The organism is Microbacterium algihabitans, assembly GCF_032464975.1.
Classification (GTDB): Bacteria; Actinomycetota; Actinomycetes; order Actinomycetales; family Microbacteriaceae; genus Microbacterium; species Microbacterium algihabitans.
The window spans coordinates 673,057-686,536 of sequence record NZ_JAWDIU010000001.1; the positions used below are offsets into that span (position 1 = coordinate 673,057).

A 13,480-nucleotide genomic window follows, 5' to 3' on the forward strand; every position below is an offset into this window, starting at 1 on the left:
TGACGCCTCCCGCATCAATGCAATGACGTCCATTGCGCAGAAAGGCCTCCGACGTGGGAGCACATAGACTGGAGGCCATGACCGAAATGCCTGGCCCCGGCCATTGCTCGGGGACAGATCGGTGAGGGTCGTCTTTCTGAGCCACACAGCGCCCAGTGGTGTGTTCCGCGTCGGAAGCCATCATCTTTCGCGCGAAATCGCTCGCCTCGGACATTCCGTGGCGCACGTCGCGACGCCCGTGTCACTCGCCCACCTCGGAAAAGCGATGCGCGATGAGGACGTTCGCGCGCGTCTCGAATCGGCGCGGGCGCCTCGATCCGATGCCGATGGCGTCCGTCAGTTCGTCCCCCTCGTCCCCGCTCCGCTCGGCTCGGTTCCCACCACCGTGAACGAGGCGCAGTTGCGCCTGACGGGCCCCTGGCGCCGGCGGCGTCTCGGTGCGTTCCGGTCGGCCGACGTGGTGTTCGTCGACCAGCCCCTGCTCGGTCCGGCGATCGCTGACTTCCCCCGGGCGAAGATCATCTACCGCCCCACCGACGCGCACCACGACCCGCGCGCCCGCGCAGCCGAGGTGCGGCTGCTCGAGCGGGCCGACGGGATCTCCGCCGCTTCCGCGTCGACCCTCGAGCAGGTCACCGCGGGCACCGGATGGACCGGACCCTCGACCGTGATCGAGAACGGCGTGGAGTACGACCGGTTCGCTTCCGCGGGTGACGGCGGAGAGCGGGCGGGTGTCGTCTACCTGGGCGCCCTCGACGCGCGCTTCGACTGGGCTCTCGTGGCCGACCTCGCCCGGGCGCTTCCCGACGTGTCGTTCACCATCGCCGGCCCGCGGCCCGCGGTCGTCCCGGCCCTCCCCGCCAACGTCGCACTCGTCGGCGCCGTCCCGTACGCGCAGGCGCCCGCCCTGCTCGCCCGTCACGCCGTCGGACTGCTCCCGCTCTCGGACCACCCCGGGAATGCCGGTCGCAGCCCCATGAAGTACTACGAGTACCTCGCCGCCGGTCTCTCCGTCGTGGCGCGCTCCTCCGACGAGCTGCGCCGCCGCGCCGACACGAACGTCCACCTCTACGACGACGTCGTCGGCGCCGCACGCGCCGTCACCTCGGCCGCGGCAGCCGGCGAGGCCGAGCGTGCGGCCGGGCGTCGCGCCGCTCAGGACATGGGCTGGGCCGACCGGGCGAAGCGCCTTCTCGCCTTCGCGGACTCGACGCGCAGGGGCTCGACGACGTGAGCACCTCCTCCGCGCCGTTCTCTCGCCGCCGCTCGATCAAGAGCGGCGTCTGGGCGACGATCCAGCAGTTCGTCACCCTGGGCAGCACGGCCATCACCGGCATCATCCTCGCGCGCACGGTCAGCGTCTCGGATCTGGGCGTGTTCAGCTTCGCGACGAACCTCGCCAGCATCGGCACGGCGATCCTGACCGCGGGTCTCGCCGGTATCGCCATCAAGGCGTTCGTCGACAAGCCGGCATCCGCCCATCGCACGATGACGGCGCTGATCCTCATCCGCGAGTTCTTCGCGATCCTGGCGTACCTGGTGCTCCTGCCGATCTCGGCCCTGGTCGGCGACGCCGCCGTCGTCGGGGCCACCGCGATCGCGCTGCTGGTGCTGTTCGCCCGCGCCCTCGATGCCAGCGAACTGTGGTTCCAGGCGCAGGCGCGCAGCGGCAGCACGGCGCCGGTGCGCATCGCCGTCGTCCTGGTGATGCTCGGCATCCGGCTCGTCCTGGCCTTCACCGGTGCCGACCTGATGACCTTCGTCATCCTCTACGTCGTCGAAGCGGTCGTCGTCTCGAGCCTGCTCCTGGTGCGGTACGCCCGTGACCGCGACTCCCCCAAGTTCGCCAAGCCCGAGATCGAGACCCCGCGCGCTCTGCTGGGCAGCTCGTGGATCCTGATGCTGGCGAGCCTGGCCACGCAGATCAACTCCCGCGGCGACGTCGTGGTCATCCAGGCGTTGCTGGGCAGCTCGGCCGTCGGCCTGTACTCGGCCGCGGCGCGCCTGTCGGAGATGGCGTACTTCCTGCCCGTCGTGTTCATGACGGCGACCTTCCCCCGTCTGCTGCAGGTGCGGCGGGAGTACGGCCACAAGAGCCGGCAGTACAAGCAGGAGCTGCAGGCCAGTTACGACCGCGCGTTCTGGGCCGGGGTGCTCATCGCCGTGGTGATCCTGCTGATCGGCCCGTGGGTGCTCACCACCCTGTACGGCGCGAAGTACGAGGCATCCGGTCCCGTGCTGCAGATCCACGTGCTCGCTCTGCCGTTCGTCTTCATGGCGGCGGTGTTCAGCAAGTTCATCATCGCCGAGAACGCACTCTTCGCCTCGCTGACCAGAAATACGCTCGGCGCGGTTCTCAACATCGCTCTGAATTTCCTTCTCATCCCGCATTGGGGAATCCTAGGAAGCGCGTGGGCGACGGTGTTCTCGTATTTCGTCGCCTCGTACCTTTCGTGTTTCGCGACGAAGACGACACGTGTCGCGGGCGTTCAGATGACGTTGGCGTTCATTTATCCGCTCCGACTCCTCGCCTCCGCCGTGCGCGGAACGCGAAAGAAAGGCAGCCATGAAGAAGAAGCTCCGTAAGGCCGCAGGTCGTCTGCGGGAGCGCCTGCGCGTTCGCCTTCGCAAGGGCAACGCCCTCGAGCGCTCGATCTACTTCACGTTCTGGAGCGACGCCTACCGGCGCGAGCGGCTCGTGGTCGCCCGCGGCAACCAGGAGTACTGGCGCCGTCTCGAAGACGGCAAGCTCGAGTTCCTCCTGCGCCGCAACATCCACATGGCCGAGAAGGGTCTCACCATGCGCCCCCGGCGCGAGACCTTCGCCGTGGCGTACATCGAAGAGACCGTCACCCTCGCCGGCCGCCTGACGCAGGCGATGCCCCCGATCATCTCGGCCGAGGTCGAGCTGTGGGCGCGAGAGGTGCTCGAGCGCTACTTCGAGGCGACGGCGTCGAGCTCCGACCCCACGATCGCGCGTGCCCGCGAGAACTTCGGCCGCATCTCGTGGAACATTGAGCGCGACAACGTCAGCGGCCCGCACGCCCCCTTCGTGGATGCTCCGCCGGTCGAGATCGAGGCGTTGACCGCCCTCGCCAAGCGCCGCAAGTCGGTGCGCTGGTTCGAGCAGCGCCCGGTGCCGCACGAGGTCGTCGACAAGGCCATGCTGGTCGCCGCCGAGGCCCCCACCGCGTGCAACCGCCAGCCGTTCTCGTTCCGCTTCTTCGACGACCCCGAGCAGGTCGCCAAGGTCGCGAAGGTGCCGATGGGCACCGCCGGCTACGGGCAGAACCTGCCCGGCATCGCCGTGATCGTCGGCGACATGTCGGCCTTCATCGACGAGCGCGACCGCCACCTCATCTACACCGACGGCTGCCTCGCCGCGATGTCGTTCATCCTCGGCCTGGAGTCGCAGGGCGTCGCGTCGGTCTGCATCAACTGGCCCGACATCGCCTCGCGCGACGAGAAGATGAGCCGCCTTCTCGGCCTCCAGTCCCACGAACGCGTGGTCATGCTGGTCGGCTACGGCTACGCGGACGAGCAGGGTACGACCCCGTACTCCGCGAAGCGCCACCTCGACGCCCTAAGGAGCTACAACTCGCTATGACCGCTGAGTGGATCGAACTGCGTGGCGTCAACACGCACAACAAGGGCGCCCACCTGATGATGATCGCCGTGGCGAACCGTCTGCAGGGTCGGGCGAAGCTGACCGTCTCGCCCAACGGCAGCGACTTCGACGACCGCGGCGCTCTGGGCTTCCACCAGACGCTCCTGCTGAACCAGCTGCCCGCCGTGTCGGGCGCCGTGGGCGGTCTGATCCCGGGCTCGGTCAAGGACGCGTTCGGCCTGGTGGCCTCGAAGGACGTGGGTGGAGTGCTCGACGCCGCCGGCTTCGCGTACAGCGACTCCTTCAGCATCCAGCGCAGCAAGCGCGAGGCCAAGATCAGCGCGGCGTGGAAGAAGCGCGGCGTTCCGCGCGTGTTCCTTCCGCAGGCGTTCGGTCCGTTCACGAACCCCGAGCAGGCGAAGTGGACCCGCGAGCTGCTCGACGGAGCCGCCCTCGTCTATGCCCGCGACCGTCAGAGCCTCGACTACGTCACGGCCCTCGGCGCCAAGACCGAGGTGCGCCTCGCCCCCGACTTCACCATCGGCCTCAAGCCCGGCAGCATCCCCTCGCCCTTGACCGGCGAGTTCGGCGCCATCGTGCCCAACGCGAAGATGCTCAGCCACACCAAGCTCTCGCTCGAGGAGTACACCCAGTTCCTCGCCGACGGTGCGGCGGAGTTCCGCGCACAGGGGCTGCGCGCCGTCGTGGTCGTGCACGAGCACAACGACCGCGCCCTGGCCAAGGCGCTGTCCGAGCGCAGCGAGGTCGAGATCTTCGAGAGCCCCGACCCCCTCGTGCTCAAGCGCGTGCTCTCGGACGCGCGGATCGTGGTGGCCAGTCGCTTCCACGCGCTCGTCAGCGCCCTCTCGTCGCGCACGCCCGTCGTCGCGCTGGGGTGGTCGCACAAGTACGCCGAGCTCCTCGAGGACTTCGGCGCCGGTGCGTGGATGACGGACGGGTCGGATGCCATCGCCGCACGCATCCGCCGCACCCTCACCGACACCGAGACCGCCGCCCGCCTGGACGCACGGGTGCCCGAGCTGCTCGCGCAGAACGAGCGCATGTGGACCGAGGTCGAATCGGTCCTCGGGATCCGCTCGTGACGGCCGGGAGCGGCTCGTCGCGCCTGCGCGTGCTGATGCCGTCGCGCTTCGTCGACCGCCACGTCGGCGGCAACACGACCTACGCGCGGTACATCGCCACGGGGCTCGAGGCCCGGGGGGTGCCCGTCGGGCGCATCGCGGCCGCCTCGCACCCGGTCGCGACCGCCGCGCTCGAGACCGCCGCGGGCCTGCGCCGGCACGCCGCGGGCGATGTGCTGCACTACGTCGGAGACACGGGGCCCCTGCTCGGCACCCGGACCCCGACCGTGGTCACGGTGCACGGCGTCGCCAGTCGGTGGATCGACGTCGCACGTCGTCCCGCACAGGAGAAGGCGTGGCGTTTCCGCGTGGGCCGCGCGATCAGCGCCGCCGACCACGTCATCACGGTGTCGAACTCCAGCGCTCGCGATGTCGCCGAGGTCTTCGGCGTCGAGCCCGAGCGTCTGACGACCATCGAGCACGGCATCGACGTGGAGCGATTCTCGACTCCCGTGGAGCTGTCGGCCGAGGTGCGCGCGAAGCTCCCCGAGCGTTTCGCCCTGTACCTGGGCAACATCGAGCCGCGCAAGAACCTCGTCTCGCTGGTGCGGGCGTTCGCGACCCCCGAGGTGCGCGCGCTCGGCCTGCCCCTCGTCATCGCCGGCAAGGCGGCGTGGAACGCCGACGACTCGCTCGGTGAGATCCGCGACTCCCCCGACGTCATCTCGCTCGGGTTCGTCAGCGACGAGGACCGCGCCGCTCTCATGCAGGCGTGCGAGGTCTTCCTCTTCCCCTCGCTGTACGAGGGCTTCGGCTTCCCCGTGCTGGAGGCCCTCGCCGCCGGCGCCGTCGTGGCCACCTCGGATCGCGGATCGCTCGCCGAGGTCGCGGGCCCGTCGCTGCGCCTGCCGGGTCTGGAGCCCGAGGCGATCGCCGCCGGCATCGTCTCGGCGGTCACCGACGACACCGCCCGCGCGCAGTGCCGCGCGGAGGGCCTGGCGTGGGCGAGCCGCTTCACGTGGGACGCCAGCGTCGACAAACATCTCGAGGTCTACCGGCGGGTGCTGCGATGAACCGTTCTCCCCGCGTGCTGATCCTGCACGCCTATTCCGCCGACAACGCCGGCGACGGTCTGCTCGTGCGCGAGACGCTGGCGCTGCTCGAAGACGCCTTCGGTGCGGTGGATGCCACGATGCTCGCCTCGCGCCCGGACAGCTTCGCCGACCTGGGCATCCCGACCTTCCCCACCGTGCCGACCCGACGCGGATGGGACCGGCGCACGCGCGCCGTGCTCTCGCGCATCGACGACTTCGACCTCGTGGTCGGCGTCGGCGGTGGATACCTGCGCGCGGGCACCCCCGTCGAGTTGCTGAAGTCGGCACTCGTCATGGGACCGCAGCTGCGGGCGGCCGCGCGGTCGACCACGCCGTCGGTCTACCTCCCGCAGAGCATCGGGCCGGCTCGTTTCGGCACGCGCGGCGTGCTCACGCGCCTGCTCCGCGACATCGACGTGGTCATGGTGCGCGACGACCGCACCTTCCTCGAGGTCGCCGGCCCGACCCTCGTACGCACGCCCGATCTGGCCGCGGCGTCCATCGCCGACGCCCGCAAGGCCGGCACCACGGTGGAGCCCCGTCCCGTCCTGTCGATCCGCAGCGTCCACGGACGCATCAACCCCGACATCTACGCGCTGGCGGAGCGCATGACGCCCTACGACGGGTACATCCAGAGCACGATCGGCGGTAACGACGACCGCCCGGCATCCGCGACCCTGAGCCCCGCACGCACCCTCGAGCGCAGCGAACTGATGGGCGCCGGGAGCACTCCGCGCGTGGTGGTGGCCGTGCGTCTGCATGCCGCCCTGATGGCTCTGGCCGCGGGCCACTACGTCGTCCACCTCGCGTACGAGCGCAAGGGCTTCGGCGCCTTCGACGACCTCGGGATCTCGCCCTGGGTGCACCGCGTCAACGGCTTCGACGTCGACACCGTCGCCACCCAGGTCGCCGACCTGCTGAACGACGCGGCGGTGCGCGACGACTACGACGCGCGCTTGATGAACTCGTCGGCGCGCATCCGCGATGCCCGCGCGGACATCGTCCTCGCCCTGCAGAACGCGATCGGAGACTAAGTGCGCCGGTCCGACCCGGCCGACACCTCCCCCGTGCGGCGCCGTCCGCGTGCGCGCCTCAGCGCCGCGCTCGGCCTGCTCGCGGCCGTGGCCGTCGGCGCCGCCGGGTGCGTGGCGGGGCCGCCCGCTCCGCCCGAGCCCGCGCCCTCGACCGAGATCGTCGCCACGATCGACGACGCCATCCAGGAGTGGTGGATCGGTCCCGTCGTGCAGCAGCAGTCGGACTGGTACTCCACCGCGGCGCTGAGCGAGACCGGCGAGGTGGAGGCCGTCGACATCGACGACACGGGCGCGACCTCCCGCACCGTGGTCGGCACCGCCCCGGTCGACGACCACAACGTGCCGGCGCGCATCACGCTCCCCGGACGCGGTTCGCTCGTGCAGTGGACGCACCACGGCACCGAAGAGGGCTTTTATGTCTCCGTCGCCCCCGGATCGGGACGCGCCGAAACGTTCGCCGACCGTCCGGTGACCGAGATCACCGTGGGCAGCAAGGTCTCGTACGGCCAGATCCTGCACATTCCCGATGCCCAGACCGCCGACACCGACACGTTCTGGGTGCTCCTGCGCAACGACCTCAACTGGGGCATCGCGGAACTGGTCGTGAACTGGTCCACCGGCGAGGCGAGCTACTCCGGCAAGTACCGCCGCCTGATCACGTTCCCCGAGCAGGCGTACCTCACCTCGACCTTCGACGACACGTCGGCGGGGACCGTGCGCATCGCCGCGGGGTACAACCCCGCCGTCGGTCGCAGCGAGGTCTATCTGCTCGAGCTCGACCTGCGCACCGGCATCCTGACGGACCTGATGAAGCCCCGCACGACGCACGACATCACGTCGTCGACCTATCTGTCGGCGGAGGATCTCACCCCGGTGCTCGGGCAGACCTCCGGCACCCGCCGTCTCCTCGACGTCCGTGCCTCTCCCGCCGCGCCCGCGGTCCTGACCGTGGAGTACCCGGGAGACGTCTCTCCCGACGGCGTGTACACCGAGACCGCCGTCGATGAGAACGGCCTGACGACGTCGCGCACCTTCGGAAAGACGGGCGCCCACCTCGAGCGCTATCCGTGCGGTGCGTCCTTTGGCGTCGACGGTTCCGTCTGGCACTGCGGCGAGGACGGGGGGACGTCCTCCCTGTGGCGCGACGACCGGAAGATCCTCGACTCCGAAGCGCCGCTGTTCCGTCCGATGCCGACTCCGGGCGGGCCGGTCTCCGTCCTCGTCGGAAGGATCGAACGGTACGAGGACTACAGGAGCTGGAGCGGAAGCTCGCTGCTGGCCGTCGCGGTGCGCTGACCGCGCGACGAGGGGGCGGATGCCGCGGGGCTCAGATCCCGCGCCAGACGGCGTCGAGCGCGTCGGCCTGGGTCGTGGGGTTCATCTGCGCGAGCATGCGTTCGCCGCGCTCCTGCGCGTCGCGCAGGGCCGCCGGATCATCGAGGAGCCGGCGCACGGAGGCCGCCCCGTCGGAGGCGGAATCGAAGGTGAGCAGACCCACCTCGTCGAGCGAGGGGATGCGGCGTCCGAGGACCGGGATGCCGCGAGCCGCGGCATCGAGCACGCTCAGCGGGAATCCCTCGTACGAGGCCGTGTGCACGTAGAGCGAGAGGGCGTCGAGCTCGCGCGTGACCTCGTCTTTGCGCAGCCACCCGGTGACCCGCACACCCGCCTCCTGCAGACGCTGCATCCAGGCGTCGTCGCCGCCGCCGATCCAGACCGCCTCGACGGGGGCGGGGCCCGCGGCGAGTTCGCGCGCGAGGGCGATCATCATCGCCGGGTCCTTCTGCCCTGCGAGGCGCCCGACCATGCCGATGCGGCGGGGAGCGTCCTGCGCATGCGCCCGAGGCGCGCGGGGAGGCACCGAGGCGGTGTTGGGCACGCGCGCCACGCGCGCCCCTGCGCCGAGCTGACGGGCCAGATCGGCCTCGTGCCCGGACAGGACCGCGAAGACGTCCGTCCGGCGCGCCAGGAGGCGCTCAGCGCCGCGGACGGCGGTGCGCAGCGCCCGCGACACACTCGGGTCGTCGAACTTGAAGCAGTGCGGCGAGTAGACCACGGGGATGCCGGACGGCCTGACCAGTCGCACGAAGGCACCGGGGAAGCTCGAGTGCGCGTGGATCACGTCGGCGTCGCTCCCGCGCAGGGCAGCGCGCGTGCGCATCGGCTGGCGCAGACGCGACGCGCCCAGGTCGAGATGCGCCGCGTCGACGTCGTCCCAGATCGGCGACGGCCGGCCCTCGACCCACGGCGACAGGATCGTATGCCGGATGCCGCGGGGCGAGTTGCGGATGTAGTCGCACACCGCGACCGGGACGCCGCCGGTGAGGCGATCGACCACGTGCACGACGGACGTGGAGTGATCGACCTCGGAGCTCACTTCGCGGAGACCTTGCGCTTCTTCTTCGGACGCGACGAGGCGCGCTTGCCCGAACGCTTCGACGAGGAGCCCGACGACGACCCCGTCTCGGCGTCGCCTCCGTAGGAGTAGGCGCCATAGCCGTAGCTGTCCGGACCGCGGGTCGGAAGCATCGTCATGATGACGCCGACCAGTCGGCCACCGGCCGTCTGCAGGGTGCGCAGCGCGCCCTCGAACTCCTGCTTCTTGGCCTTGCCGGACGCGGCGACCATGATCGCCCCGCGCGTGACCTTGCTGAGGACGGCGGCATCGGTGACGAGCAGCAGCGGGGGCGCATCGATGAGGACGTAGTCGAAGTGCTCGGTCAGCGTGGCGAGCAGCTGCGACATCGCGGCGGAGCCCAGGAGCTCGGCCGGGTTCGGCGGGACGGGACCCGAGGGGAGCACGAACAGCTGGCCGCGACCCCACTTCTGCAGCACGTCCGCCACCTCGACGCGGCCGATGAGCACGTCGGTGAGGCCGACGCCGCCCTCGATGCCCATGTAGTCGGCGATGCGCGGCAGGCGCAGGTCGCCGTCGAGCAGAGCGACGCGCGCCCCGGTCTCGGCGAGGGCGATCGCGAGGTTGGCCGTGGTGGTGGACTTGCCCTCACCGGGGCCGGAGCTGGTGACGACGAACAGCTTGGGGCCGCCCTCGACGTTCAGGAACTGCAGGTTGGTGCGCAGTGCGCGGAAGGACTCCGACCGCGGGCTGCGGGGGTCTTCCTGCACGATGAGCGGACGCTTGGTCGCCTCGGGGTCGAACGCGATGCCACCGAGCAGCGGTGCCTCGGTGAGCGACTCGAGGTCTTTCAGCGTGCGCACGCGGGTGTCGAGGGCGTTGCGGAGGATCGACAGCAGCACGGCGACGACGAGGCCGAAGAGGGCTGCGACGACGACGATCACCGGGATGCGCGGGCTGAAGGGGGTCGAGGGCTCGACCGCGGGCTGCACGACCGTCAGACGCACCGGGCTGGCCGCCCCCTCGCTGACCGGCGGCTCGAGCGTGGTCTGGACGGCGTCCACCAGGCTCGAGGCGATCGCGTCGGCGAGCTTGGCGCTCTGCGCGCCGCTGGTCGAGGTGACCGTGATGTTGATGTTGACCGTGTTCAGCGGGGCCTCGGCCGTCACCTGCGAGGCGAGCGAGCCCACCGAGGTGTCGAGGTTCAGGTCGTCGATCACGGGCTGCAGCACGAGCGCGCTGGTGACGACGTCGACGTAGCTCGCGACGATCTGCCGAGCGAACGTGGTGCCCTGCACCAGGTCGCCCGTGGCGGGGTCGGCGCTATCGGCCTGCACCGACACGTAGAGGCGCGTCGTGGACTGGTACTGGGGCGTCTGCGTCGCCGCATAGCCGAATCCACCGGCTCCGCCGAGGATCGTGAGCACCAGGATGAGCACCCAATTTCGGTGCAGGATCCGTATGTAGTCGCGCAACTCCACGGTGAATTCCCTCAATCACAGTCGTGGGGCACAGCTGTCGCGCCCCTTTTGTATCCTGTCATACCCCCATCGGGCAGACGTCATGCGTCGGTCGGCTGGTGCGTCATGCCGTACGTGTAGGCGCCGTACCCGTAGGTATCGGGCCCCCGGGTCGGCAGCTTGGTCAGGATGACGCCGAGCAGGCGTACATCGGCCGCCGACAGCGCCTTCGCGGCGTCGGCGAGCTGGGGCTTGCGGGTGGATCCGGATGCCGCGACCAGGATGGCCCCGGTGGCGAAGCGCGCCAGCACGGCGGCGTCGGTGACCGGCAGCACCGGCGGGCAGTCGACGATCACGTAGTCGAAGGCCTGACGCAGCGTGTCGAGCGTCGCCTCCATCGTCGGCGATCCCACCAGCTCCGCCGGGTTCGGCGGCTGCGCGCCGGCGGGGAGCACGAACAGGCGGCCGGAGCCGTACGGCTGGAGAAGGGCCGACAGCGGCGCCGCACCCGCCAGGACGGTCGACAGGCCGGCGCCGCCTTCGATCCCGAAGATCTGCGCGGTGCGCGGCTTGCGCATGTCGGCGTCGACGAGCGCGACGCTCGAGCCGTCTTCGGCCAGGGCCAGGGCAAGGTTCGCGCTGGTGGTCGACTTGCCTTCGCCCGGGTTGGCACTGGTGACCACGTAGACGGGCGCGCGTCCGTCGAGATTGACGAACTGCAGCGCCGTGCGCGCGCGGCGGAACGCCTCTGACCGCGGATCGCGGGGCGACTCCTGCACGATGAGGGGCCGCTTGGAGGCGTCGGGGTCGAAGGGGATGCCGCCGAGGATCGGGGCCGACAGGATCGACTCGACGCTGGCGGCCGTATGGATGCGGGTGTCGATGATCGTGCGGATGATCGCCAGGATGATGCCCGCGCCGGCTCCGAGCGCGAGGCCCAGGAGCAGGTTCAGACGGTAGTCCGGGGCGGAGGGCTCCAGCGGGACGCGCGCGGGGCTGACCGTCTCGACGCGGAGCAGTCCCACCCCCTCGGTTCCGCGAGGAGCCTGGAGCTGTTTCTCGACGACGGTCGTGAAGCTCTCCGCGACAGCATTGGCCAATTGCGATGCCTCGCTCGGAACGGCATCCGTCGCCGTGATGACGATCGTCTGCGTACTCGGCGGATTCTCAGCCGAAATGCGGCTTTCGATATTGTCGTCATTACCGGAGAGCCCGAGTTGAGCGATGACGGGATCGACGACGACGGCGCTCGAGACGAGGTCGACGAAGCTCTCGAGCGACTGGCGGACGTAGCTGCGCCCCTGGATCAGGCCGTTCGGCGTGCCATTCGTCTCGGCCGCCACGTACAACTCGACCGAGGCCTTGTAGGTGGTGGGCGTCAGCACGGCCAGGGCCGTGCCGGCCGCGGCGCCGATCGCCATGCAAGCGACGACGAGCAGCCAGCCGCGCCGAATAGCAGCGAGCACGTCACGCAAAAGCAAAAGCAAATCCTCCGAGCGCTGAACGGGACCGTCCGCCCCGGTTAGCATTGAATGCCGACGCACGATCTTTTCACACTACGCGCCAAGAAAATTCTCATGACTCGAATGCAGGACCTCTTCGCTTCTCAGCGGCGACGCGACGAACGCGTCCGAACTACTCTCGGCGACCCTGCGACCGATCGGCGTCTCGAGGAGATGTTCGATGGTGCGCCCCGCGTCACGTCGGCGCCCACCGACTTCGCCGACGAGGTGCAGGCGTTGAACTCCCTCATCGGCAGCCGTCGCGTCGCCGAGCCCGAGCTGCGCGGCGTGAAGAAGCCCGGCCGCCTGCGCCGCAGCCGCAGCAGCCGCGACTGGCTGTCGATCGGCGCCGCCGCCCTCGCCGTCGTCTCGGTCGTGTCGGCCTCGACCCTGGTGGGCATCTCGGTGGCATCCGCCTCCCCCGCCTCGGATGCCCTCAACACCCTCACGGCGAACGAGGCGGTGCTGGCCAACAGCATCGAACGGGTCAACAGCAGCATCTCGGCCCTCGAGCAGTCCCGCCAGACGGCGAAGAGCGACGCCGAGGCCCTCGCCGCACCTCTCGCCTCACTCGCGCAGATCGCCGAGATCCCCGCCGTCGCCACCGCCGAGACCGCGCGTCAAGCGCTGCTGGCGGAGATCGACGGCGTGCAGATGCCCGACCAGCTCGCCGCGTACCGACGTCCCGCGATCGACGGCGACTCGCTCGAGTCGGTCGGAACGGCGATCGACCTCGTCGACACCCGCACGCGCGAGGCGCAGGAGGCGTCGGCGCAACTCGACGACCTGCGCACCACCCTGGAGAAGACGGTGCAGCCCTTCGAGGAGGCCGTCGCCGGAGTCGGCCGCGAGCTGCCCGCCGTGGCCACCACGCTCGTCGCCGAGAACGACCTGGCCGACGAGACGCTGCGCACGAACGTCACCAGCCTCGCGGCACGCGTGGCCACCGTCGAGAGCCACACCTCGCCCAGCGCCATCAGCGACTTCGTGAACGCCGTGGCCGCGCTCAAGACGGGGCAGCGCACGGCGGAGATCGAAGAGGCCGACCGACAGGCCGCCGCCGAAGCGGAGCGTCGTCGCCAGCAGGAGCTGCAGCGTCAGCAGCAGCTGCGGGAACAGCAGCAGCAGGAACAGCAGCAGCAGGAAGAGCAGCAGCCGCAGCCGTCGACACCTCCCCAGGACCCTCCGGCCACGACGCCCCCGGTGGAGCCCGTACCCGCCCCCACCCCCACGGGTACCCCCGCCGCGGCGGCGCCGATCGTCGGCGGCTGAAAACCCCCCGAACGCCACGCAACTGCGGCCCGCACCCTCACCGAGGGTCGCGGGCCGCAGTCGTCTGCCGGGA

11 protein-coding genes are annotated in these 13,480 nt (G+C 70.4%); 8 read left to right on the forward strand and 3 right to left on the reverse strand.

The features are described from left to right. The first annotated feature begins 121 nt into the window (after positions 1 to 121). From RWH43_RS03245 to RWH43_RS03275, 7 genes are read left to right on the forward strand one after another with little or no spacing between them, the layout of a single operon-like run. On the forward strand, positions 122 to 1,234 hold the full coding sequence (locus RWH43_RS03245; RefSeq protein WP_396694427.1) for a glycosyltransferase family protein: 1,113 nt from the start codon (positions 122 to 124) through the stop codon (positions 1,232 to 1,234). Next, the gene (locus tag RWH43_RS03250) at positions 1,231 to 2,586 is read left to right on the forward strand and encodes a flippase (RefSeq protein WP_186325412.1); all 1,356 of its coding nucleotides are present in this window, start codon (positions 1,231 to 1,233) and stop codon (positions 2,584 to 2,586) included. The genes RWH43_RS03245 and RWH43_RS03250 overlap by 4 nt, the downstream gene beginning before the upstream one ends. Further along, the gene (locus RWH43_RS03255) at positions 2,567 to 3,607 is read left to right on the forward strand and encodes a nitroreductase family protein (protein WP_144829746.1); all 1,041 of its coding nucleotides are present in this window, start codon (positions 2,567 to 2,569) and stop codon (positions 3,605 to 3,607) included. The genes RWH43_RS03250 and RWH43_RS03255 overlap by 20 nt, the downstream gene beginning before the upstream one ends. Then, a complete protein-coding gene (locus RWH43_RS03260; RefSeq protein ID WP_316000647.1) occupies positions 3,604 to 4,710 on the forward strand; it encodes a polysaccharide pyruvyl transferase family protein in 1,107 nt (368 codons plus the stop codon). Before RWH43_RS03255 ends, RWH43_RS03260 begins: the two co-directional genes overlap by 4 nt. Then, complete coding sequence (locus RWH43_RS03265) at positions 4,707 to 5,762, forward strand: glycosyltransferase family 4 protein (RefSeq protein WP_222123892.1); 1,056 nt, start codon at positions 4,707 to 4,709, stop codon at positions 5,760 to 5,762. Before RWH43_RS03260 ends, RWH43_RS03265 begins: the two co-directional genes overlap by 4 nt. Then, a complete protein-coding gene (locus RWH43_RS03270) occupies positions 5,759 to 6,817 on the forward strand; it encodes a polysaccharide pyruvyl transferase family protein (RefSeq protein ID WP_316000648.1) in 1,059 nt (352 codons plus the stop codon). Before RWH43_RS03265 ends, RWH43_RS03270 begins: the two co-directional genes overlap by 4 nt. After that, positions 6,818 to 8,113, forward strand: a complete 1,296-nt coding sequence (locus RWH43_RS03275; RefSeq protein WP_316000649.1) for a hypothetical protein — start codon at positions 6,818 to 6,820, stop codon at positions 8,111 to 8,113. Positions 8,114 to 8,144: 31 nt separating this feature from the next. Here the strand turns inward: RWH43_RS03275 and RWH43_RS03280 are convergent, their stop codons facing one another. From RWH43_RS03280 to RWH43_RS03290, 3 genes are all read right to left on the reverse strand, one after another. Beyond that, complete coding sequence (locus tag RWH43_RS03280; RefSeq protein ID WP_316000650.1) at positions 8,145 to 9,194, reverse strand: glycosyltransferase family 4 protein; 1,050 nt, start codon at positions 9,192 to 9,194, stop codon at positions 8,145 to 8,147. Continuing rightward, entirely contained in the window at positions 9,191 to 10,654 is a 1,464-nt protein-coding gene (locus RWH43_RS03285; RefSeq protein WP_316000651.1) for a tyrosine-protein kinase domain-containing protein, read from the reverse strand. The genes RWH43_RS03280 and RWH43_RS03285 overlap by 4 nt, the downstream gene beginning before the upstream one ends. 80 nt (positions 10,655 to 10,734) lie before the next feature. Then, complete coding sequence (locus tag RWH43_RS03290) at positions 10,735 to 12,114, reverse strand: tyrosine-protein kinase domain-containing protein (protein WP_316000652.1); 1,380 nt, start codon at positions 12,112 to 12,114, stop codon at positions 10,735 to 10,737. A gap of 96 nt (positions 12,115 to 12,210) precedes the next feature. On the opposite strand from RWH43_RS03290, the gene RWH43_RS03295 reads away from it, so the two are divergent. Continuing rightward, positions 12,211 to 13,407: a hypothetical protein gene (locus RWH43_RS03295; protein ID WP_316000653.1), complete on the forward strand. Its 1,197-nt coding sequence runs from the start codon at positions 12,211 to 12,213 to the stop codon at positions 13,405 to 13,407. Positions 13,408 to 13,480 lie beyond the last annotated feature (73 nt).

Excerpts from the sequence above, each read along its gene's own strand:
- RWH43_RS03295 (WP_316000653.1), top strand. The coding sequence starts at position 12,211 with ATGACTCGAATGCAGGACCTCTTCGCTTCTCAGCGGCGACGCGACGAA.
- RWH43_RS03255 (WP_144829746.1), top strand. The coding sequence starts at position 2,567 with ATGAAGAAGAAGCTCCGTAAGGCCGCAGGTCGTCTGCGGGAGCGCCTG.
- RWH43_RS03270 (WP_316000648.1), top strand. The coding sequence starts at position 5,759 with ATGAACCGTTCTCCCCGCGTGCTGATCCTGCACGCCTATTCCGCCGAC.
- RWH43_RS03260 (WP_316000647.1), top strand. The coding sequence starts at position 3,604 with ATGACCGCTGAGTGGATCGAACTGCGTGGCGTCAACACGCACAACAAG.